Annotated in this window: 23 protein-coding genes and 1 riboswitch; of the genes, 2 read left to right on the top strand and 21 right to left on the bottom strand. The window is 60.5% G+C overall.

Features of this window, described 5'->3' with window-relative positions:
* Positions 1 to 102 precede the first annotated feature (102 nt).
* Positions 103 to 1,188 carry a tRNA preQ1(34) S-adenosylmethionine ribosyltransferase-isomerase QueA gene (gene queA / locus SHEL_RS03495; protein ID WP_012797878.1) on the bottom strand — a complete coding sequence of 362 codons (1,086 nt, stop codon included), beginning with the start codon at positions 1,186 to 1,188 and terminating at the stop codon, positions 103 to 105.
* 38 nt (positions 1,189 to 1,226) lie between these two features.
* Positions 1,227 to 1,952, bottom strand: coding sequence for an epoxyqueuosine reductase QueH (locus SHEL_RS03490; protein ID WP_012797877.1), 726 nt, complete (start codon positions 1,950 to 1,952; stop codon positions 1,227 to 1,229).
* A 120-nt stretch (positions 1,953 to 2,072) separates the two neighbouring features.
* On the opposite strand from SHEL_RS03490, the gene SHEL_RS03485 reads away from it, so the two are divergent.
* Complete coding sequence (locus tag SHEL_RS03485) at positions 2,073 to 2,792, top strand: HAD family hydrolase (protein ID WP_012797876.1); 720 nt, start codon at positions 2,073 to 2,075, stop codon at positions 2,790 to 2,792.
* Between the two features lie 15 nt (positions 2,793 to 2,807).
* Here SHEL_RS03485 and SHEL_RS03480 read toward each other — a convergent pair whose 3' ends face one another.
* The 16 genes from SHEL_RS03480 to SHEL_RS03405 all read right to left on the bottom strand — a co-directional run bounded on the left by SHEL_RS03480 (position 2,808) and on the right by SHEL_RS03405 (position 17,381).
* Entirely contained in the window at positions 2,808 to 3,467 is a 660-nt protein-coding gene (locus SHEL_RS03480) for an HAD family hydrolase (RefSeq protein WP_012797875.1), read from the bottom strand.
* A 243-nt stretch (positions 3,468 to 3,710) separates the two neighbouring features.
* Entirely contained in the window at positions 3,711 to 4,178 is a 468-nt protein-coding gene (ribH, locus tag SHEL_RS03475; protein ID WP_012797874.1) for a 6,7-dimethyl-8-ribityllumazine synthase, read from the bottom strand.
* A gap of 39 nt (positions 4,179 to 4,217) precedes the next feature.
* Entirely contained in the window at positions 4,218 to 5,471 is a 1,254-nt protein-coding gene (locus tag SHEL_RS03470; protein WP_012797873.1) for a bifunctional 3,4-dihydroxy-2-butanone-4-phosphate synthase/GTP cyclohydrolase II, read from the bottom strand.
* Positions 5,472 to 5,522: 51 nt separating this feature from the next.
* A complete protein-coding gene (locus SHEL_RS03465; RefSeq protein ID WP_012797872.1) occupies positions 5,523 to 6,194 on the bottom strand; it encodes a riboflavin synthase in 672 nt (223 codons plus the stop codon).
* A complete protein-coding gene (ribD, locus tag SHEL_RS03460) occupies positions 6,195 to 7,310 on the bottom strand; it encodes a bifunctional diaminohydroxyphosphoribosylaminopyrimidine deaminase/5-amino-6-(5-phosphoribosylamino)uracil reductase RibD (RefSeq protein WP_012797871.1) in 1,116 nt (371 codons plus the stop codon).
* Positions 7,311 to 7,435: 125 nt separating this feature from the next.
* A riboswitch (FMN riboswitch) is annotated at positions 7,436 to 7,569 on the bottom strand.
* 204 nt (positions 7,570 to 7,773) lie between these two features.
* On the bottom strand, positions 7,774 to 7,977 hold the full coding sequence (locus SHEL_RS03455; RefSeq protein ID WP_012797870.1) for a cold-shock protein: 204 nt from the start codon (positions 7,975 to 7,977) through the stop codon (positions 7,774 to 7,776).
* 272 nt (positions 7,978 to 8,249) lie between these two features.
* Entirely contained in the window at positions 8,250 to 8,693 is a 444-nt protein-coding gene (locus SHEL_RS03450; RefSeq protein ID WP_012797869.1) for a hypothetical protein, read from the bottom strand.
* The gene (ruvB, locus tag SHEL_RS03445; protein WP_174259101.1) at positions 8,694 to 9,761 is read right to left on the bottom strand and encodes a Holliday junction branch migration DNA helicase RuvB; all 1,068 of its coding nucleotides are present in this window, start codon (positions 9,759 to 9,761) and stop codon (positions 8,694 to 8,696) included. It abuts the gene before it with no gap.
* Positions 9,762 to 9,803: 42 nt separating this feature from the next.
* Positions 9,804 to 10,397 (bottom strand): Holliday junction branch migration protein RuvA, encoded by a 594-nt coding sequence (gene ruvA, locus SHEL_RS03440; protein WP_012797867.1) that lies wholly within the window; start codon positions 10,395 to 10,397, stop codon positions 9,804 to 9,806.
* Positions 10,398 to 10,429: 32 nt separating this feature from the next.
* Positions 10,430 to 10,927, bottom strand: coding sequence for a crossover junction endodeoxyribonuclease RuvC (ruvC, locus tag SHEL_RS03435; protein ID WP_012797866.1), 498 nt, complete (start codon positions 10,925 to 10,927; stop codon positions 10,430 to 10,432).
* A gap of 243 nt (positions 10,928 to 11,170) precedes the next feature.
* On the bottom strand, positions 11,171 to 11,974 hold the full coding sequence (locus SHEL_RS03430; protein ID WP_012797865.1) for a YebC/PmpR family DNA-binding transcriptional regulator: 804 nt from the start codon (positions 11,972 to 11,974) through the stop codon (positions 11,171 to 11,173).
* A gap of 173 nt (positions 11,975 to 12,147) precedes the next feature.
* Positions 12,148 to 12,996, bottom strand: a complete 849-nt coding sequence (gene trmB / locus SHEL_RS03425; protein ID WP_012797864.1) for a tRNA (guanine(46)-N(7))-methyltransferase TrmB — start codon at positions 12,994 to 12,996, stop codon at positions 12,148 to 12,150.
* Between the two features lie 61 nt (positions 12,997 to 13,057).
* Entirely contained in the window at positions 13,058 to 14,602 is a 1,545-nt protein-coding gene (nhaA, locus tag SHEL_RS03420) for a Na+/H+ antiporter NhaA (protein ID WP_012797863.1), read from the bottom strand.
* 138 nt (positions 14,603 to 14,740) lie between these two features.
* Positions 14,741 to 15,973 (bottom strand): Rossmann-fold NAD(P)-binding domain-containing protein, encoded by a 1,233-nt coding sequence (locus tag SHEL_RS03415; RefSeq protein ID WP_012797862.1) that lies wholly within the window; start codon positions 15,971 to 15,973, stop codon positions 14,741 to 14,743.
* A 58-nt stretch (positions 15,974 to 16,031) separates the two neighbouring features.
* Positions 16,032 to 17,096: a hypothetical protein gene (locus SHEL_RS03410; RefSeq protein ID WP_012797861.1), complete on the bottom strand. Its 1,065-nt coding sequence runs from the start codon at positions 17,094 to 17,096 to the stop codon at positions 16,032 to 16,034.
* Positions 17,097 to 17,174: 78 nt separating this feature from the next.
* Positions 17,175 to 17,381, bottom strand: coding sequence for a helix-turn-helix domain-containing protein (locus SHEL_RS03405; RefSeq protein ID WP_126513742.1), 207 nt, complete (start codon positions 17,379 to 17,381; stop codon positions 17,175 to 17,177).
* Between the two features lie 146 nt (positions 17,382 to 17,527).
* Here SHEL_RS03405 and SHEL_RS03400 point away from each other — a divergent pair, with 146 nt between their 5' ends.
* Positions 17,528 to 18,526, top strand: coding sequence for an IS1595 family transposase (locus SHEL_RS03400; RefSeq protein WP_012797493.1), 999 nt, complete (start codon positions 17,528 to 17,530; stop codon positions 18,524 to 18,526).
* On the opposite strand, the gene SHEL_RS03395 is transcribed toward SHEL_RS03400, so the two are convergent.
* The 3 genes from SHEL_RS03395 to fdhD all read right to left on the bottom strand — a co-directional run bounded on the left by SHEL_RS03395 (position 18,514) and on the right by fdhD (position 20,326).
* Positions 18,514 to 18,729 (bottom strand): ArsR/SmtB family transcription factor, encoded by a 216-nt coding sequence (locus SHEL_RS03395; RefSeq protein ID WP_012797859.1) that lies wholly within the window; start codon positions 18,727 to 18,729, stop codon positions 18,514 to 18,516. The two genes, SHEL_RS03400 and SHEL_RS03395, sit on opposite strands and share 13 nt — an antisense overlap.
* Positions 18,730 to 18,842: 113 nt before the next feature.
* Positions 18,843 to 19,307, bottom strand: coding sequence for a 2-thiouracil desulfurase family protein (locus SHEL_RS03390; RefSeq protein WP_012797858.1), 465 nt, complete (start codon positions 19,305 to 19,307; stop codon positions 18,843 to 18,845).
* A 125-nt stretch (positions 19,308 to 19,432) separates the two neighbouring features.
* Positions 19,433 to 20,326 carry a formate dehydrogenase accessory sulfurtransferase FdhD gene (gene fdhD / locus SHEL_RS03385; protein ID WP_012797857.1) on the bottom strand — a complete coding sequence of 298 codons (894 nt, stop codon included), beginning with the start codon at positions 20,324 to 20,326 and terminating at the stop codon, positions 19,433 to 19,435.
* Positions 20,327 to 20,329 lie beyond the last annotated feature (3 nt).

The following is a 20,329-nucleotide window of genomic DNA, read 5'->3' as shown; positions in this document are numbered from 1 at the left end:
CCCTAGCTGCGTCGGCACGGTTTGGCAGAAGAAGCCGATCGCCGCGCACGATTGGAAAGACAGGTGATAAGCGCCCGCACGGGCAGGCGCGAAGTCGGCAGTCTAGCAGATAAGCATGGCGTCGCCGAAGCTCAGCATGCGGTATTCGCTGTCTATGGCGTGCTTGTATGCGGCCATGATGTTCTCGCGCGTCGAAAACGCGCTGACCAGCATCATGAGCGTGCTGCGGGGCACGTGGAAATTGGTGATCAGGCCGTCCACCACGCCGAAGGTGTAGCCTGGCAGGATGAACAGGCAGGTGGCTTCGTGGTCGCGGGCTCGGAGTTTTCCCGATTCGCGGTCGAACGCGCTTTCCAGGGACCGCACGCTGGTGGTTCCCACGGCGAACACGCGGTTGCCGCGGGCATGGGCTGCGTCGCAGGCATCCACAACGCTTTGGGGCACGCTGTAGAACTCGGTGTGCATGGCGTGCTGCGCCGGGTCGTCCTCGTCCACCACGCGGAACGTGTCCAGACCCACCTGCAGCTCCACGGTGTGCCACTCGACGCCCTTGGCCTTCAGGCTCCCAATCAGCTCCGGCGTGAAGTGCAGTCCGGCGGTCGGCGCTGCGGCGCTGGTCTCCGCCTGGGAGTACACCGTCTGGTACATCTCCTCGTCGCCGGCGTATCCTTTGATATAGGGCGGCAGCGGAGTGTGGCCCGCGGCGTGCAGGGCCTCGTCGAAGGAATCCAACGGCGTGCTCAGGCGCGCGATGCGTTCGCCCTTGCCCGTGTCCGACCCCCAGTCGATGATTTCGGCCGAAAGCACCACGTTCCCATCGGGCCCTTCGAAGTCCACCATGGCGCCGGTACCTGGTTTCAACCTGCGACCGGGACGCACCAGCACGTCCCACACGGCCGTGTGGGTGGTTTTCGGCTCCACGTCGAAGCGCTCACGAAGCAGGAAGACTTCGCAGGCCCCGCCGGTCCCCCGCTTCGAGCCCAAAAGGCGCGCCGGCAGCACGCGGGTCTCGTTGGCAACCAGCACGTCGCCCGGCTGCAGGTATTCCGCCACGTCGCGGAATATGCGATCGGTCACCTCGCCGGTCTTGCGGTCCATCACCAAAAGTCTGCACTCGTCGCGCACGGGCCAAGGCTCCTGCGCGATGCGCTCAGGCGGCAGTTCGTAGTCGAAATCATCGGTTCTCATGGTATCTCCGGTCTATACGGCACAGCAGGCGCGAACGGCTAATCGTTCGCGTGGGCCTGTTTGTATGCTTTCAATGCGGCACGCTGGGCCGCACGCTTCTCGGCGTAAGCCTGCTTTTCGGCACGTTTTCGTTTGCGTTCAGCCTCCTGGGCTGCGCGGATGGGCGCCATTTCGGCATCATGCTCCGCCTTTTTGCGGGCGCGTTCGGCCGCGCGCTCGGCGCGTTCCGTATCGGCTTCCACCTTGGAGTAGGCACACCCGCAATAGTCCTGCCGATACATGCCCAGCGCACGGCTGCGGCGCGTCGCCTCGGGATACTGCTCGCGGTAGTCGTGAAACACCGGCTTAAGCCCCCGAGTTCCACAGGCATCAACCAGTTCCTCGTGAATCACCTCGGTGTACTGGTACGGGCTTACGGTAAGCGTGGTTGCAAGGCCGTCGAAGCCGTGGTCGGCGGCGTATTGTGCCGCCTCCTGCAGGCGCAGGCGGTAGCACGCGCGGCACCGGGACTCGCGGGTTTCAGGGTCGGGGCCGATGACGCCCGCTTCGCGCGCCCACGCTTTGGGGTCATAGACGCCTTCCACCACATCGATGTCCTGGGTCTTCGCATAATCAAGCAGCGTCTGAAGCCTATGCTCGTATTCCGCCTTCGGCGCGATGTTCGAATTCATGTACGCAATCGAGATGTCGTGCCCTTCCTCCTGAAGCAACCTCAAGGGCTCGAGTGTGCACGGACCACAGCACGCATGCAGCAGCAACTTCATGGCACCCTCCTTTACGAACATCTGACGAATTGCGACGATGCGCCGCCAGCAGCTGAAACTGCTCTATACTACCATGCAGTTTCAGCTCGTGACCGATTTTCAAGAAATGGATGGCCTGACATGAGCCGCGCATACCAATATATACTGTTCGACCTCGACGGAACGCTGCTCCCCCTTACGGTGGAGGATTTCATGCAGCGCTATGTGCCGGCGCTGTATGATTTCATGGCCGCAAGGGGAAAGGACGCGGGCGTGGTGGTGGATGCCGTGTTCGGTGCAACCCGGACAATGGCCGAGCACCCTGATCAGACCAATGAGAAGTGCTTCTGGGACGCCTTCGAACCTCTGATTGAGGCCCCGCGTGAAGAATACGAGCCGCTGATGCTGGATTTCTACCTGTCCGACTTCGACAAGGTGAAAGGCGGCACGGTCCCCGACCAGAACATGGTCGATGCCGTGGCGACGCTCAAGGCGAAAGGCTACCCCATGGCCGTGGCGACCATGCCCATGTTTCCTCTTGAGGCCGTGCAGACACGCCTTGGTTGGGCAGGCCTGAACCCGGACGATTTCGAGTTCATCACCACGTACAGCAACTCGACGGCGCTCAAGCCTCGGACGGAATACTACAACCATGTGTTTGAAATGGCAGGTCACAAGCCTGGCGATATGCTGATGGTAGGCAACAACACCCTCGAGGACGGCGTGACGGCGCGGCTCGGATGCAATCTGTATCTGGTGACCGACCACCTTATCGTCCAAGACGGGGGCGTCGACCTGGAACAGTTCCCCCACGGAACGAGCACCGATTTTCTGGCCTTCTGCCAGGCGCTTCCCGAATAGCCGGAAGGCCGCGCGCTACAGCAGGGTCTCGATGATGTTCGCCACATCACCCGGCGACTCGACAAGATAGGTGGCGCAGGCGAGCTCCTCGCGGGAGCCGTAACCGTACAGGCAGCCGATGGACGGCAGGCCGTGGACCTGGGCAATCTGCAGGTCCTTGTCGCGGTCGCCCACGATAAGGTAATCGCCGTCGAATACCTCGGCAATGCGTTCGAAGATCACCTCTTTGGGCAGGTCGTGGGCTTCTTCGGAGTTGTAGTACGCCGAAAACCATGCGTCCATCCCGAACGCCTTGCGGCACACTTCTTGGTACGCAATGCGGCAGTTGCTCAAAAACACCAGGTCAAGACCCATATCGAACACCCGCTGCAACATGTCGGGCACACCGTCGTACAGTTTGCTTTCCCCGTTCGCGATGAGCTCGTCCATAGTGCGGCCAACCTCGATTCCCGACTGCCGCTGCGTAGCCTCGTCCAGGTCGGGGGCGAAGGTCTGCCACATCTCCTTCGTGGTAAGGCCGATGTAGCCGGCGATTTCCCCGTCGCCCATCTCGCGGCGCTCGACGAGCCCGCGATCCATAAGCCCCTGGCAAACCGCCTTCAGGGCGCGCGGATACACCTGCATGCTGTCATGCAGCGTCCCGTCGAAATCGAAAACCACCGTGGATAGAGCCATCAAAACCTCCGAAACCGGCTTTCCCGCCACGTGCGGACCAGCCGATGTGCACGAAGCGGCGAAGCGTACGCATCTACTGTCGTGCTTTGCTTCATTTTCATCACAATGCGGCCTTTTAGACCACATATTCATCTGTGTTGTCCACTAACATACCGAAGAATACACCGCGTGACGGCTTCCGGCCGTGCACCTCTCGACTTCGTGCACATCCGCCGGCGCATCCGTCACGCGGCAAGCCAGAACCTACAGCTGGCGAAGCACGTTCACCATCTCTATGGCACCCACGGCGCATTCGTAACCCTTGTTGCCGGCCTTGGTGCCCGCGCGCTCGACGGCCTGCTCGATGGTATCGGTGGTCAGCACGCCCATCATGACGGGTTTGCCGGTCTTCAGGGAGATTTGCGCGATGCCCTTGGATACTTCGTTCACCACCACGTCGTAATGCCCGGTGGCGCCGCGGATGACGGCACCCAGCGCGATAACCGCGTCGTAGTCGTCGGATTCGGCCATCTTCTGGGCAACGACCGGCACCTCGAATGCGCCGGGAACCCACGCCACGGTGACATCCTCATCGGCCACGTTGTGGCGGCGCAGCGCATCCAGCGCGCCATCCAGCAGCTTGCCCGTGATGAACTCGTTGAAACGGGGCAGCACAATGCCGACCTTGATGCCTTCGTTTACGACCTTGCCCTCGATAACCCTTACTGCCATTGTTCGTCCTTTCTGTTGCGCCGGCCTGCGGCATGTTTTCTAATCGTTGAGGATATTTGTGAACTGGTGGCCCATGCGATCGCGCTTGGTCTCCAGGTATTTGCGGTCATGCTCCTGCGGTTCGATCTCGATGGGCACGCGCTCGGTGATCTTCAGATTGAAGCCCTTCAGCCCGTAGACCTTGTCCGGGTTGTTCGTCAGAAGACGGATGGACCTGCAGCCCAGATTGCGCAGGATCTGCGCACCGCTCCAGTATTCGCGCATGTCAGGCTCGAATCCCAACGCCACGTTGGCGTCGACGGTATCCATCCCCTGTTCCTGCAGCTTGTAGGCGCGAATCTTGTTCATGAGGCCGATGCCGCGACCCTCCTGGCGCATGTACAGGACCACGCCGCGGCCCTCCGCCTCGATTTGGCTCATAGCGCTGTGCAGCTGCTCGCCGCAATCGCAGCGATGGCTGCCGAACACGTCGCCGGTCAGGCACTCGCTGTGCACACGCACCAGAACATCCTGCCCGTCGCCGATGTTGCCCTTGACCAGGGCCACGTGCTCTTCGCCCGTGATGTCGTTCACAAAACCGTGGATTTCGAATTCGCCGTACGCGGTGGGAAGTGTGGCGCAGGCCTGTTCCTTCATGTGGTTGTCATGCTCGCGGCAGTAGTCCTGCAGCTGCTTGATGGACACCATGACGATGCCGTGGGCCTCGGCGAAGTCCAGAAGCTCGGCGGTACGCATCATGCTGCCGTCTTCGCGCATGATCTCGCAGCACAATCCGCACTGCTTCATGCCGGCATGGCGCAGCAGATCGACGGTGGCTTCGGTGTGGCCGTTGCGCTCCAACACGCCGCCCGCCTTGGCGATCAGCGGGAACATATGGCCGGGCCTGCGGAAATCCTCGGGCTTGGACTTCTCATCTACGCACTTCATGGCGGTATAGGAGCGTTCCACCGCCGAGATACCCGTGGTGGTGTCCACGTGGTCCACCGAAACGGTGAACGCGGTCTCGTGGTTGTCGGTGTTCTCGGAGACCATGGGCGGGAAATTCAGTTTGTGGGCGAGCTCCGAGCTCATCGGCATGCAGATGAGGCCCTTGGCGTGCGTCGCCATAAAGTTCACGTTGTAGGTGGTCGCGTATTCCGCGGCGCAGATCAGGTCGCCTTCGTTCTCACGGTCGGGGTCGTCGACGACCAGGATGAGATGGCCTGCCTGCAGCTCGTTGATGGCGTCCTGGATGGAGCCCATGCGGACGGCGTTTGCGGATAGAACCTCTTGCTCTTCGAAGACGTTCGTCATCTTCTTTCCTTTCTCGTGCGGCGCTTCGCGCCTCTATTCACAACTGTGTTGTTAGAACCCGTATTTTTGGAGGAACTCGACGGTCATGCCGGAAGACGCTTCTTGCAACGGAGCCTGCTCCGCCGGCTTGCCCAAAGCGCTTCCCAACAGCTTCTGCACGTACTTGCCCACCACATCGTTTTCCAGGTTGACGATGTCCCCTGCGCGCTTCTTGAGCAGGGTCGTCTCCTCCCCGGTATGGGGAATGAGAGACACCTGGAAGTCGGTGGCGGACACCGAAGCAACCGTCAGGCTGATGCCGTCGATCGCAATGGACCCCTTCTCCACAATGAGGGCGAGAATGCCGGCCGGCGCAGAGATGCGCACCCGCACCGCATTCTGATCGGGACGCATCTCCGCAATGCGGCCCGTGCCGTCGATGTGGCCCGACACGATATGCCCGCCGAACCTCCCGTCAGCGGCCATGGCCCGCTCCAGGTTCACTTTGTCCCCGGTTTTGAGCTGGCCGAGCCCCGATTTGGACAGGGTTTCGGGCATGACGTCGGCCACGAAGCTGTCGGCGCCCATCTCCACCACAGTCAGGCACACGCCGTTGACGGCGATGCTGTCGCCGATCTGCGTGCCGCCGAGCACCTTGGACGCTCCGATGGTGATTTTGCCCGCTCGGGCGCCGGGCAGGACGCGCCGAACCGTTCCCATCTCCTCAACGATGCCAGTGAACATCTAAATCCCTCGATTCAGTCGATATGTCAGACGGACGTCGTCGCCCACGATGTCTACCTGGGGTTTTCCCAATTGAAGGGCGTCAGCCATAAGGGCCGCTCCCGCGCCGCCCACAGGGGTCGGTGCGCTCGTGCCACCGCACACCTTGGGTGCAAGGTAAACGACCACCTCGTCGACCAGGCCGCTTTTGAACATGTTCGCGTGCAGGGTGCCACCGCCCTCCACCAGGACGGAGTCGACGCCCGATTCGCCCAGATGCGCCATAAGAGCGGCAAGGTCCACCTTGCCGTCGGCCCCCGGAAGCGACACCACGTCGACGCCGGCCGCCCGCAAACGGATAGCCTTATCCAGGCGTTCCCCTTGGTCGATGTTGCAGGCGCACGCCACAAGCACGGGCACTTCGGTTGCCGAGCGCACAAGAGCGCTGTCCAGCGGAATCCTTAAAGACGAGTCACACACGATGCGCAACGGCTGGTTGCTTGGCACGCCGCGCCGCGCGTTGAGCATGGGGTCGTCGGCGAGCACCGTGTTGACGCCGACCATGATGCCGGCCAGACGGTGTCGAAGCTCATGGGTGTCGGCGCGGGATGCTTCGCAGGAGACCCACCTGGCATCACGGGTTGCCGTGGCGATCTTCCCATCGGCGGTCATGGCCCACTTGGCTACCACATAAGGCGTCTTCGTCGTGATGAAATGGAAGAACACGGGATTGATCCCGTCGCACTCCTGGCGGAGGAAGTCCTCTTCCACCTGGATGCCGGCGGCGCGCAGCCGTGCAATGCCGCGACCCGACACCAACGGATTGGGGTCGCGCGAACCCACGACCACCCGCGCGATTCCCGCTTCGACCAACGCGTCGGCACACGGAGGCTGTTTTCCGGTGTGGCTGCAGGGCTCGAGCGTCACGTACATGGTGGCGCCCTGCGGCGATTCGGTGCACGACGCCAATGCGTTGCGTTCGGCGTGCAAGTCGCCGTAACGCTCGTGGCAACCTTCGCCGATAACGCGGCCGTCCTTTACGATGACGGCTCCAACCAGCGGATTCGGATTGGTCCAGCCCGCAGCCGTGCGAGCCAGCTCGATTGCCCGGCGCATCATCTTCTCGTCTGCGGTCATGGCGCCCGCCTTCCCGATGTCGTCCTATCGCGTGCGGGCAATAAAAAACACCCGCATGTCTGCAGGTGCGCATGATGGTTATGGATGCATCACATATCGCGACCCACTACGGGCCACGTACATGACATCGTGTTCTTCCATCCGGACTGTAACCGTTGGTTTCGGACTTGCACCGAATCAGCCTCCGTTAAGAGGGTCGCGGACTTCGGGTTTCCCCGTTACCGCCAGTGAGGAATTTCACCTCGCCCTGAACAGACATCGGGGTCAGTATAGCGCACTAAAGTGATGGGTCAACCCCAAAAGCGGCCGATTTCGAGACAACGGGCAGCGCATTGCGCCGAATATCAACAGAAGCGGCGAAGCTGTCCTATATCTCAATGTCGGTAAACGTAAACGGCGGGAGGAACCGTGCGTCCCTCCCGCCGTTCATCATCTAGCTTAAAAACTGGAAACAACCGCGTCCCTATTGGGGAACCACGTTGCTAGCCTGCTTCTTGCCGTTTGCGCCTTCGGTGACTTCGAAGGTAACCTTCGCGCCCTCTTCGAGAGTCTTGTAGCCATCCATCTGAATCTCAGAGAAATGGACGAACAAATTTTCTCCGTCGGCCTGGGAGATGAACCCGTAGCCCTTTTCGGGACTAAACCATTTGACAGTGCCTTCAGCCATGTGCGGTCTCTTTCTTTCCACAAGGAAAACTCAGACTGGTTTTTCATGCCAGCCAACCAATTCGCTTTTCGCGAAACCAACCAATGGTCATTATCCTTTGTTTTGTCAACAAATAAGTTTACAGTCGGGGAAAACCCCGAGTTTTATCGTAATCGGCACAATTCAAACAAGCTTTTGAACTGGTATATTAATGTTTCATCATATGGCATTCACGACTAATTTATATAGAATTTGAAGTATGAATGCTGTCGTATTTACGATTCGATATTGAATCAGTCGTCAGACCAAGGGGCATCAAAATCGATGCCGTCCTCCTCCGCCAAACGGCGCAGCTCCGTTTCCAAGTCTTCAACGGGTATGTCGAAATCCAAAGTGTCTTCAAGCCCGTACATGTATGCCAGGGCGCGAGCCTGATCCCTGCGAAGCTGACCGGTTTTCGGCAGATTCGCCTCCTCGAGATACCAGGCCTCAAGCAGCATCGAACGGATGATGTACTCCATCAGATCGGGGTCGACCCCCGAAACTCGCAGAATGTCCGAAAGGCTTTCGGGCTCAAGGCGCAACAACGTGGAAGCGTCCATGTCCAGAGCTTCGGACATGGCGTCTTCCAAACCTTCTGCGGCCTCTTTCGGCCGCACCTTGCCGATCTCAATTGAACGAGTAGTTGCGGCGACGAATTGAATGATCAAGCGCATCAGGTAGTCTTGCTGCAGCATTTAAACCCTCTTGATTCCAATATGCTCGAAAGCGCGGTCCGTAGCCTGACGGCCCTTCGGCGTGCGCATGATAAGCCCCTGTTGAATGAGATATGGCTCATACACGTCCTCGACCGTATCGGGATCCTCCGACAGTGCGCTGGCCAACGTAGACAAACCGACAGGCCTGCCGTCGAAGCCGACGCAGAGCAGCTCCAATATTTTATTGTCAAGGGCGTCCAAACCGAGGGAGTCGACCTCGAAGAAGCTCAGGGCCTGGGCGGCCGTATCCTCGTCGATGTCGCCGGTTCCGCGCACCTGCGCCCAATCCCGCACGCGTTTGAGCATGCGGTTTGCCAAACGCGGCGTTCCACGACTTCGACGCGCGATTTCCAGGGCGCCTTCTTCGTCGATGGCCACATCCAGAATACCGGCCGAGCGCTTCACGATGCCTGCGAGCTCTTCCGGGGTGTAGTAATCCAGACGGAACACAATGCCGAAGCGATCGCGCAAAGGGCCGGTAAGCAAACCCGTACGGGTGGTGGCCCCCACCAATGTGAACTTGGGAAGGTCCAGGCGGATGCTGCGGGCGGCGGGACCTTTGCCGACGACGATGTCGAGCACGTAGTCCTCAAGCGCCGGATACAAAACCTCTTCCACCTGGCGGTTCAGCCGATGAATCTCATCGATGAACAGTACATCGCCGTCTTCCAGGTTTGTGAGGATGGCGGCCAGATCGCCGGTACGGGCGATGGCAGGGCCGCTGGTAGTGCGGATGTTGGCCCCCAGCTCGTTTGCCACCACCGTTGCAAGCGTGGTTTTACCCAAGCCCGGAGGGCCGCTGAACAGCACATGGTCCATGCATTCGCCGCGCTGCTTGGCCGCCTGAATAAGAATGGACAGGCTGTCTTTGACGCGCGTCTGCCCGATATAGTCATCCAGATGTTTCGGGCGCAGTGAACGGTCGAGCGCCAAGTCGTCTTCGGTCAGCTCGGGCGTGACGGCACGGGGGCCGGTTTGACCCGCCGACTTGTTCGACCGGGAACCCGCCTCGAATACCAATCCTTCTATTTCAAAACCATCGGTCATAATCACCACATCATAGAGAAACAGTGCCGCGCCATAAGCGCTTTACAGAGAGCCCAAGCGGCGTAATGCATATTGTATCAGCGCCGAATCGGTATGCAGCTCTTCCGGCGCATCTTTCAAAGCCAAATCCGCTTCGGCGGACGAGAACCCCATGGAAAGCAACGCTTCCCGAGCGCCTTCCAAACGTCTTGTTGCCTCCGCCGTCTCTTGGTCGAACAGCGACTGCATATTCTCATCCGAGAAGCTGCCCTTCAGCTCCAGAATCATACGTTGGGCGGTTTTCTTGCCGACACCCGGGATCATGGACACGGCCTTGACATCCCCCGCTGCGATGGCATTGGCCAGCTCTTCCGGCTTGTACACGCTGAGCGCTGCAAGCGCAACTTTTGGCCCCACCCCCGAAACGCCGATGAGTTTCTCGAAGAAACGCTTCTCATCCTGCGTAAGAAAACCGTAGAGCGCCATGGCGTCTTCGCGCACAGCCAAATAGGTGTGCACCAGCACCTCTTCTCCCCTTTCGGGAAGTTTCGCCAAATCGCTCGCGGGCATGCCGACGGCAAAACCCACGCCGTTCACTTCGATAAACGCCGTATCCGTCGTATGCCCGGCGACGCGTCCGTTCAAAAAAGCAATCATCAGGCTCCTCCTCAGAAGCTGCATTCATCCGTTTAAGCTGTTCGGGGGCCGTGCGTCACGTAGCAGATGGCCGCCGCCAACGCATCGGCCGCGTGGTCGGGATGCGGCGGGTCGTCCAACGATAACAGCTGCTTGACCATGTACTGGACCTGCATTTTGTCGGAATTCCCCTCACCAACCACAGCAAGCTTTATCTGCTTGGGCGTGAATTCGCCGATGGAAAGCCCCTGGCTCGCGCACGCTACGAGCACCGCCCCGCGGGCCTGGCTGGTAAGGATGCCTGCCGTTACATTGGCGCCGAACCAAATGGTTTCAATACCGAGACACGTCGGCTCGAACCGCTTGACCACCAGCTCCATCTGGTCATGCAGTTTGAGCAACCTGCTCGGCAGATCCATGTCGGCCGATGTTGAGATGCATCCGTACGCGACGCAGGAAAGCCGCGGGCCGCGCTGGCGGATGACACCCCACCCCGTGTTGGCAAGGCCGGGGTCGATGCCCAGAATGGTGCGGTTTTCAACATACGGCATGAGCCCCTCCTTCCAACAACAAAACAAACGTTTGTTCGGATAATAGCACAGATTTCCGATATGGGAGCAGAAAAGTCCGTATCGAACGAAGTTTCTTCAAGAGGCACCCGTCAGGTGACGGGGTGAATTTGCAGGCCCCCGCAGAGCCGATGGACTACATGTGTCCCCAGTGACACAAAAATGTGCCAATAGGAAACGTCCCTACTGGCACATTGCAAATCTGATGTGTGGTTGGATCAGGCGTTACTCTTCGTCGAGAGCGGCGACGATCTCGTCGGTCATCTCCATGGTGTGATACACGTTCTGGAGGTCCTCAAGCTCTTCGAGCCTGTCGATAAGACGCATGACTTTCTTGGCATCCTCGACGCTGACCTGGGTCGGGGTGGTGGGGATCATGGTGAGCTCGGCGCCCTTCACCTGGACGCCCTGCTCCTCGAGGCCCTTCTTGACGGCCATCAGGTCCGTTGCAGCCGTGTAGACGATCCATTCGTCTTCGGCGTCCTCGTAGTCATCTCCGCCTGCCTCGGCGACAACCATCATGAACTCGTCCTCGTCACCAGCGGCACCGTTGACGGCGATGGGGTTCTTCTTGTCACCGGTCTCGATTTCCTTGGAGACCACAATCTGGCCCTTGCGCTCGAACTGATACGCAACGCTGCCCGGAGTGGCCAGAGACTGACCGGCATGACGGAACGCGGATCCCACGTCGGCGGCAGTACGGTTGCGGTTGTCGGTCAGAGCCTGGCACAGGATGGCGACGCCAGCCGGGCCGTAACCTTCGTAGGTCAGGGTTTCGTAGCTCGCGGCGTCCTTGCCGGTGCCGAAGGCCTTGTCGATAGCGGTCTTGATCTTGTCCTTGGGCAGGGAGTTCGCCTTTGCCTTTTCGATGGCGGCAGCCAGAGAAGCGTTGTTCTCGGGATTGGGGTCGCCACCCTCCTTCGCCGCAACGGTGATGTTACGGGAAAGCTTGCTGAACAGCGCGGAACGCTTCGCGTCCTGTGCCGCCTTACGATGCTTGGTGGTCGCCCACTTAGAATGTCCGGACATATTCGCCTCTTCCTATACACAGCTGATATTCGAATCAGAAATTACCGACGGGTAAGTCTACCATACTCCACACGTTCCACACCAGGCCATATGCCATCCACACAGCGAGCACATCAAGAAGCACAGGAGAATCCGTCTGCGAAGCGCCGCTGCACAATGGTCAAAACAACCTTCTAGCGACCGTTTCTGCGACGAGCGCGCTCCTTGCGGGCAGCGTTTTTATCGCGGTTCACCCAGTTGTTCACAGCGCCGTCCATGCCGTGCGGAATGTAATCCATGGATTCCAGATCATCGGGCAGGTACTGGAACAGACTGAGCTCAGCGGTCTGTTCAACCCGGTCAGGCGCAGGGCCCGGCTTCGCCTCAAGCCCCATGACCGTGGCGCCCTTGGCCGTCAGTTTGCGTTCATATTCGCTGTCGGGCTCATCGGGAAACGCCGCACGCATGTCGTCTGCCTGCCACAGGATGTCATATCCCGCCAGCTCGAACTGGATGACCGAGAAATCCCTGAACGGGAAGCTGTCCGTTTTCAGACGGATGGTGCCGCCTTCGGCCAGCAACGGACGGTAGGCCATCAACCGGTCCAGATAGGTGATGCGCCGGGGCGCCATCTTCTTACGCGGGAACGGCGTTGGAAAGTTCATATATATGAGAGAAATCTCGCCTTCGCCGAAGACCTTGGTCACATCCAAGTCGTAGTCCTCGTAGGCGAACACCAGGTTGTCGAGTCCCGCGGCAATCGCGTTTTCGGCACCATGCAACGCACAGACGCCGTCGACGTCCAGCCCCACGAAGAGTACGTTGGGGTTTCGACGGGCCATCTCCACGGCGAATGCCCCCTTGCCGCAGCCCAGATCGACTCTGACCTCGTCGAAGGTACGGCCGCCTTCGGCATCCGCCGGATGCCAGCAGCGCCACTTTCCCGCCCATGCGGACGGATCGGCCTCGTAGTTGCTGGATGCAGCGGCAAGACGCCCCTCAAGGTCGAAGTTCTTCGATTTTCTGGATGCGGCACTACGCATCGTTCAGGCCTTCTTTCACGCTAGAGCGGACCTTGCCGCCCACGCGATGCGTAAGACGGCGTTATCGCAGGTGGGCAACAACTTCGTGAGGATGCGCGCAACGGCACTCCTCATCTATGGCACGACGGGATTCCTCGTCGAGCTGTTCGAGCAGCGCCTCGTCGGTCCTGAAGGCGTCGACATCGCTCTGCGTCAGCATCTCCTCGTCCACAGCGGGCATAACATACACCACACCGCGTGCTGCGTCACGACGCGCTTGCAGCCACAACACGAAAAAGCCCAGAACGCCTGCCACTGTCGATGCTGCCAGAATGGCGGCCTTCGCCGTGGTGATGGCCGTTTCCGAATCGAAGGCCAGGTTCGCCACGAAGATCGACATGGTGAAACCCACGCCGCCCAGAATGGCGGCGCCGAGCACGTGGCCCCAGCCGACATGTTCGGGAAGCGACGCCAGACGGCTTTTCACCACGATGAAGCTGAACAGCACGATGCCCGCCGGCTTGCCCAGAAGCAGACCGAAGAACACGCCGTACAGGACGGGGTTGCTGAAGAAGTCCGCCGGATTCGAGCCGATGAGATGCACATCGGCGTTGGTCAGAGCGAACAGCGGCAGAATGGCGAAGTAGACCCAGGGGTACAGCGCATGTTCCATACGGGTCGCCGGCGGAATGACCTGGCGAGCCACGTCGGAAAGGCTCTTCACGTCATGCATGTAGTCCTTCTGCCCGATGACCGGCTCGTCGGGATTGAACGATTCGTGGGCAGACGAGATCTTCTCCCTCGACCATGTTGCGAAATCACGCAGCTTCACGTTGGAGCCGGACGGAATCGCGAACGCCAGCAGCACGCCGGCGATGGTGGAATGCACGCCGCTCATGAACACGCAGAACCACAGGACCACACCCAACCCCAGATAGGGTTGGATGGAATACACGTGGGAACGGTTGCAGGCGATGAGCACCGCCAGTACCGCAGCCGCGGCTGCCAGCCAGAACAGCGAAGGCGCCTGGCCGTAGAAAATCGCAATGACCAGGATGGCGATGATGTCGTCGGCTACTGCCAGCGTGGACAGGAACACGCGGATGCCCGCCGGGATGCGGTTACCCAGAAGAGCCATGATACCCAAGGCGAAGGCGATGTCGGTCGCTGTCGGAATACCCCAACCACCTGCGGTTTCGGCGTTTCCGGCGTTGAATGCCATGTAGATGGCGATAGGCATGACCACACCGCCCGCCGCGGCCACGATGGGCAGCAGCGCCTGACGGATGTTCGTCAGCTCGCCGACGGTCATTTCGTACTTGATCTCCAAGCCTACCAGCAGGAAGAAGATGGCCATGAACACGTCGTTGATCACGTGACCTGCGGACATGGTGACAACGCTTTCCCCCACCACGAATCCCACGGGCAAGTGGATGGCGTGTTCGAAGGGTCCGTACAAGGGAGAATTGGCGAAGACCAGCGCCACCACGGCGGCCAGAAGCATGATGCCTGCGGCTTTCGTGGCGGAATGGGTGAATTCAAGAACGCTGGCTTTTCTGGCCTTATGGGCGTGAACTTCCTCAATGTAAATCGAAGAGTCGGTATGGCGGTTCTGATTGTCGGACATGCGGGCTCCTCTCATCGTTTCGGAGATTGTATATGAGAGGAGCGCCGACTTTATAAAAAGCGAGACAAAGCGCACAATCCAAGCCCCCGAAGCGTTGTCGGCTTCGGGGGCTTGGGATTTTTATCGGCAGCCAGGTCGTTAGTCGACGGTCTTGCCCATGATCTTGTTGGCGGCGTAGATGCCCGAGATGCAGGCGGGCTCCATACCCAGGCCGTTCACGTCGCCGGCCATGATAAGGCCCGGCGCAAGGTTTTGCGGCAGCGCCTCGTGGGCGGCGGTGTACAGGGCGTATTCCCAGTACTTCTTGCCGATGACCTCCCATTCGTCGAAGTACTCGTCGAACTTGCGGCCCTCCTCGAAGTCGACCTCGGTGAAGATCTCGTAGTCGCCGTCCAGGCGCTTGGCGATGTAGATGATGGGGATGGTGTCGTCGAACAGGTGCACCGTGTGCTCGGCGTAGCCCGGCTTGGCCTTGCCGCGGATCAGGTAGCCCGTGAGCTGCGACGCCTTGCGGATGTCCAGCTCGGGCACGCCCGGCACGCCCGCAAGCAGCTGCGCCGTGACGTGCGCCGGCGTGGCCATGACCAGGTTGCTGCACATGACCATGCTGCCGTCGTCGGTCGTGACGCGCCAGCCGCCGCCCATGCGGGTAATGCTCACCGCTTCGCCGATGTGGACCTCGCCCGAACCGGAGCCCAGGCGCTGTTTGACGCCCTCGGAGTCGAAGTCGAAGCGCTTCAGGTCGAACAGCAGCTTCAGCGGCGGCACGTTGAAGATCTTCATGGTCAGCGGCTGCACGGTGTTCAGGTAGTCGAGCGCGGTGAGGTCGCGAATCTTGGTGCCGGTGCAGGCATGCGCGAACATGCTGACAAGGTCGTGGCAGATGGGACCGAAGCCCATGCGCTCGATGAAGTGCTCGGCGGACTCGGTGTAGAGCTCCTTGATCATGGGGTCCCTGTCCAGCGCGGCGGACACTTCCATGGTGCAGCAGTTGTCCTTGAACGCGGTGTAGCGCGGGATGAAGGTTTCGCGCATCCACTTCATGTACGCCAGCAGCGACGGCATGTCGGCGACCGTGGTGGCCGACACCGGCTCGTAGGATTTGCCGTCGTCGTGATGGCACTGGCCCATGGAAAGCTTGGGCAGCACGTCCACGGTGCCTTTCAGCAGGCCGCTTGCCAGCATGTGCTTGTAGGTGCCGAAGTAGAACACGGCGCCGTAGTTCATGTGGCGCTCCTCGTCGTTGCAGATGCGGCCGCCGATGTTGGGGCTCACCAGCAGGTACTCGCGCTTCTCCTTCTGCAGCTCCAGGCAGCAGTTCATGCCCGCGGCGCCGGCGCCCAGGACAATGCTTTCGTAATGGTTCTTCATGGTGGGTTTCCTTCCCTGCGGACCAAAGGGGACAGCCCCTTCCGGTCCGCTCGAGTCGTTAGCGCTTGCTTTCGGGGTAGGTCATGCGGCCTTCGGCCAGCTTCTTCATCACATCCATGTAGCGGCGGCCCATGACGATGCTTGCGGTGCCCAGGATGAACACGTTGAAATACTTCGCCCAAGGCGTGCGGGAGTCGGGGTCGGACACGCAGTCGCAGCGCCAGCGCAGACGGCAACGCTCAGGGTTATCAGCAGTGCCTTCGATGGAGCGGACCTCCCAATTCCAGGTCCAGCAGAAGCGGCGGAACCAGAGCTTGAGGGCGGCTTCGCCGTTAGGACCGCGGTTCTTGTAGCTGGGGTCGGTGGCGGTGTCGGAGTGCGCGGCCCAGCCGTAGGGGTCTTCGTGCGAGACCTCGGTCACCCACTCGCCGATGGAAAGCGGCGCCTGATGGAACCACTGGTACTCGCCCGGCTGCAGGTTCTGCCACTCGGGATGGATGTCGTAGTGGTTGTGGATATCGAAGGTAAACAGACGCTCAAGCCAATCGAAGCTGTACCAGCCAGCCTTGGTCTGACCGGACTGCTGCACGTAGGCCCAAACCTTTTTGGCCGGCGCGTTGATGGTAACGCCGGAATCGTAACGCAGATGCTTCTCACCGGGCTTGATCCAGTCGTCGCCGATGATGGGCGTGGCCTTCTCAGCAGGGGTCATCTTGTACTTCATGCCGTAGACCCACATGTCGGCAAGAATGATGAACAGGATGGAGCCCACGAACCACAGCGTGCTCAGGTTGCCCGGGGCCACGTACGCCGCACCAACCGTGATGCCCGCTAGACCCGCCAGCGCGCCGCCGAACGACAGCGTGAGGATGCACCAGACGCTGGCGGCCGGTGCCCACACGCCCGTGACGGTAAGGATGTACCAGCAGAAGTAGCCGAATGCCCATCCGATGATACCGAGCCAGATACCCTCGGCCGAGCATTCCATCATCTTCTGCTTGCGGGCAATGGCCCAGTCGATCAGGATGCCAGGAATCCCCAGACAGAAGCCAAGCAGAATGAAGCCGGCCTCCTGCAGACGGGTGTATCGGTACCCGTCGATGGTCACGTCGTAGTCTTTCACTTCTACCCCTTCCCTTCGTTCTTTCCTTTTGTATTACCTTATTCCTATATTTTTATAACCTTGGCATAAGGAGGTGCCCTAGACGCACGTATCGCTGTTGGGACATGAGCGGCAGTCGTATCCGTACGGACAGGGCGTGCTCGCATGCTCGAATGCGAAGTCGAGCAGCCTGCGATACTCTTCGAGGGCTTCGTAGTTGAGCGAGTAGTACACGCTCATCCCCTGGCGTTCACGGTCGAACAGGCCCACGTTTTCCATAATCCTACAGTCAACCAACGTAGGCATGCTAGGCACTCCCGAGCAGTCGGCCGCCGTGCTGTGCAAAAGGCTATAATGGCGGAGCCAAACAATGATCAGCCCAGGTGCCCATCCGGTCCATTGTTTGGCGACGATCCCGATCGGATGGGCGCCTGGGCGGATGGGATACCGCCATGTCCACCCGTACGAACCCGTTCGCGAAGCGGGTCAACGCCCTCGATGAGGGCGATTTCGCGCTCTTGCAAGAGGCCGTCGAGACGAGAAGGTGCCGCGAGTCCGTCGGCGTCGGAGATTACGACGAGGCTGCCGACGAGTGGAGGCCCCGGCCCCCGTGCCCGAGATGCGGTTCCGGCGAGACCGTCGGCCGAGGCCGCACGGGTGCCGGCCGCAGGTTCTGGGAATGCCGCGACTGCGGTCGCAAGTACACGTCGTTGGCCGGCACGATATTCGAATCCTCGAAGAAGCCCCTGTCCGCATGGGTCCTCTTCATCCGCCTCATGTGCTACAACGTGCAGCTCGACGCTGCGGCGGAGCTCTGCGGGATGTCGCACCAGACGGCCTGGGAGTGGCGCCACCGGGTCATGAGCACGATAGACGGCTACCAGGACCGCATCGTCCTGCGGGACAAGGTCTGGATAGACGAGATGTACGTCACGGACTCCGACCTGAAGGGAGGCCCGGGCTGGAGGCCGAAGAGGGGCCTGAGCAAGGACAAGGTCTGCATAGCGGTCGCGATCGACGTCCACAAGAACGTGGTCGCCGTGCGCTGCGGCCACGGCAAGCCCTCGGCCAGGCGCATCAAGGACGCGCTGCAGGCCAGCATCGCCGAGGGCTCCGAGATCTTCCACGACATGGAGAAGTCCCACAAGTCGCTGGTGAAGGCCGTGAAGGGCGTCGACCGGCCCTACAAGGCCGACACGAAGGACCCGGAGTACCTCGAGAAGATGGCGATGGTGAACAACCTGTGCTCCTGGATCAGGCGCTACCTGCACGGCTACGTCGGCATGGACGTCAAGAACCTGCAGTCATATCTGAACTGGTACGCGTACCTGTTCAGGGTCAAGCGGGCCGAGGAGAAATGGCCCAAAGTGGAAAGGGTGCTCCGCCATTTGTTCATGGCCGACGCCACTTTCCGCAGCTCGCGCAAGCGCGGTCACGCCTACGTTGGTTGACTGTAGGGTTCCATAACCTTCAGATGCTTGGTGGTGGCCGGCTGCGACAGACCCAGGATTGCGGCGATATCGCTGACGTTGAGCGTGTTAGGCTCATGGGAGCCCAGGATTTTGATCATCTTCATACGGTTATGGTCGCTGACGGCCTTGTTGTACGCGCACATGCGCTCGACAAGCCCCTTCTTATCCATCGTCAGTGCCATGATTACCGCCTTCCAACCTTATAGCTGTATTGTTATATTATTATTAGTACTTGTCAACCCCTATTTTCCAAATTGAACACGTTGCGTGAAAATGTCTCATCGCGCAGAGACGTTTAAAGCCTTTCGGCATGGATGGCTTCGATAAGGGCGTCAATCTGCGATTCGCCGAAGGTGGCAATGCCTTCGCGTTTGAACGCGCGAGCCGTGATGCCGTCCCCTTCCACAAGCGTATGGGAGAAGGTGCCGTCGTAAACATGGCCGCATCCGCAGGAGGGACTGTTCTCTTTAAGCAAGGCGAAGGCGCACCCGGCTTCCTGAGCCAGGCGCAGCGCCTCGGCGGCTCCCCGCTCGTATTCGCAAGTGACATCGGTGCCGCGGCAGGACACCACCTTGTTGCCCTGGATTTCGGCCGGATCGCGGGGCGTGGCCAGGCCGCCCATCACCTCGGGGCACACGAGCACGGGACGGCACAGGACCGCCAGCTCGCCGTATCCTTCGATCAGGTTGCTCGACGCCTTGTAGGTGCAGCGCTCCCCCGCCAAGCATGCGCTTACCGCAACCGCAGGCAACCGGTCCATGGCACCTCCCCGTCGTTCAGAATAGTTCGCCTCATTATAGAACGCCCGCCCGGCACGCTGCCCGGCACGTCGGTTTCGCAAAGCACCATCGGTGGCCGCACGCTCAGGTGCAGGCCGAACCCGGGCTAATCCGCCGACGGCTCTTCTGCCTGCGCTTCAACCGCGCCGATGATGCGCTCAGGATAGGTGTACAGGTTGAAACGCCTGCCGTGTCGAGTGAACGCGATCACCGTGATGCCCAGCTGACGCGCGTTCTGCAGACCCAGTTCGGTGGGCGCCGCGTGGCTGACCAGGATGGGGACGCCCATTTTCGCCACCTTGAGCACGATTTCCGAAGACACGCGTCCCGAAAACGCGATCACCTTGTCGCTCAGGTCGATGCCCTCCATGATGCATCGGCCGAAAATGCGGTCGAGCACGTTGTTTCGGCCCACGTCGTCGTGGAACTGCAGCACCTCGGAGTCGGTAGCGAGGATGCCCGCGTGCACACCTCCGGTGCGGGCGAACACGCGCGAGCCCTGCATAACCCCTTCCATCAGGTCCAACGCCCATTCAGGCGTGATGCGAACGTCGCTTGTCACGGGGCTCGGCGGTCGGGCGTCGGTCTCGAAGTAGAACGACATGCGGCCCCGGCCGGTGGATGAATTGATGCGGCGCTTCGGATACGCTCCCTCCGCAGGCAGGTTGCCCGCGTCTTCGACCTCCACAAGCGCCACGCCGTCTTCCAGGTTCACATCCAATCGGAGCAACGACGACCGATTGGCCAGGACCCCCTCGCTCGCAAGAAAGCCGACGACCACGTCTTCGACATCCCACGGGCTGCACACCATGGTGGCGAACTCTCGGCCGTTGACCAGAATCGTTATCGGGAGTTCTCCCGTCACCCGCTCGTCGCGATGCGACCAGCCCTCGTCGATGTCGAAATGCAGCGATTTCACCTGAGCAGGCCGCCGAGGCTCCCCATAAGGCGCCGGCTCGGCCGCCTTCGGTCCTTTGTCTGCGTAGTGCACGTTATTCACTAT

It is taken from the genome of Slackia heliotrinireducens DSM 20476 (genome assembly GCF_000023885.1).
Lineage (GTDB): Bacteria > Actinomycetota > Coriobacteriia > Coriobacteriales > Eggerthellaceae > Slackia > Slackia heliotrinireducens.
Note: the sequence above shows the minus strand (reverse complement) of the source record. Positions and strands in the feature narration are given on the sequence as shown.

Bases quoted from the DNA above. Each gene is read 5' to 3' on its own strand.
- ribH (WP_012797874.1), bottom strand. From the start codon at position 4,178: ATGGCAGTAAGGGTTATCGAGGGCAAGGTCGTAAACGAAGGCATCAAG.
- SHEL_RS03490 (WP_012797877.1), bottom strand. From the start codon at position 1,952: ATGAAGTTGCTGCTGCATGCGTGCTGTGGTCCGTGCACACTCGAGCCC.
- ribD (WP_012797871.1), bottom strand. From the start codon at position 7,310: ATGACCGCAGACGAGAAGATGATGCGCCGGGCAATCGAGCTGGCTCGC.
- SHEL_RS03480 (WP_012797875.1), bottom strand. From the start codon at position 3,467: ATGGCTCTATCCACGGTGGTTTTCGATTTCGACGGGACGCTGCATGAC.
- queA (WP_012797878.1), bottom strand. From the start codon at position 1,188: ATGAGAACCGATGATTTCGACTACGAACTGCCGCCTGAGCGCATCGCG.
- SHEL_RS03405 (WP_126513742.1), bottom strand. From the start codon at position 17,381: ATGCCTACGTTGGTTGACTGTAGGATTATGGAAAACGTGGGCCTGTTC.
- SHEL_RS03485 (WP_012797876.1), top strand. From the start codon at position 2,073: ATGAGCCGCGCATACCAATATATACTGTTCGACCTCGACGGAACGCTG.
- nhaA (WP_012797863.1), bottom strand. From the start codon at position 14,602: ATGTCCGACAATCAGAACCGCCATACCGACTCTTCGATTTACATTGAG.
- SHEL_RS03400 (WP_012797493.1), top strand. From the start codon at position 17,528: ATGTCCACCCGTACGAACCCGTTCGCGAAGCGGGTCAACGCCCTCGAT.
- SHEL_RS03395 (WP_012797859.1), bottom strand. From the start codon at position 18,729: ATGGCACTGACGATGGATAAGAAGGGGCTTGTCGAGCGCATGTGCGCG.
- ruvC (WP_012797866.1), bottom strand. From the start codon at position 10,927: ATGCCGTATGTTGAAAACCGCACCATTCTGGGCATCGACCCCGGCCTT.
- trmB (WP_012797864.1), bottom strand. From the start codon at position 12,996: ATGCGTAGTGCCGCATCCAGAAAATCGAAGAACTTCGACCTTGAGGGG.
- SHEL_RS03430 (WP_012797865.1), bottom strand. From the start codon at position 11,974: ATGTCCGGACATTCTAAGTGGGCGACCACCAAGCATCGTAAGGCGGCA.
- SHEL_RS03465 (WP_012797872.1), bottom strand. From the start codon at position 6,194: ATGTTCACTGGCATCGTTGAGGAGATGGGAACGGTTCGGCGCGTCCTG.
- SHEL_RS03390 (WP_012797858.1), bottom strand. From the start codon at position 19,307: ATGGACCGGTTGCCTGCGGTTGCGGTAAGCGCATGCTTGGCGGGGGAG.
- ruvB (WP_174259101.1), bottom strand. From the start codon at position 9,761: ATGACCGATGGTTTTGAAATAGAAGGATTGGTATTCGAGGCGGGTTCC.
- SHEL_RS03415 (WP_012797862.1), bottom strand. From the start codon at position 15,973: ATGAAGAACCATTACGAAAGCATTGTCCTGGGCGCCGGCGCCGCGGGC.
- ruvA (WP_012797867.1), bottom strand. From the start codon at position 10,397: ATGATTGCTTTTTTGAACGGACGCGTCGCCGGGCATACGACGGATACG.
- SHEL_RS03450 (WP_012797869.1), bottom strand. From the start codon at position 8,693: ATGCTGCAGCAAGACTACCTGATGCGCTTGATCATTCAATTCGTCGCC.
- SHEL_RS03470 (WP_012797873.1), bottom strand. From the start codon at position 5,471: ATGACGAACGTCTTCGAAGAGCAAGAGGTTCTATCCGCAAACGCCGTC.
- SHEL_RS03455 (WP_012797870.1), bottom strand. From the start codon at position 7,977: ATGGCTGAAGGCACTGTCAAATGGTTTAGTCCCGAAAAGGGCTACGGG.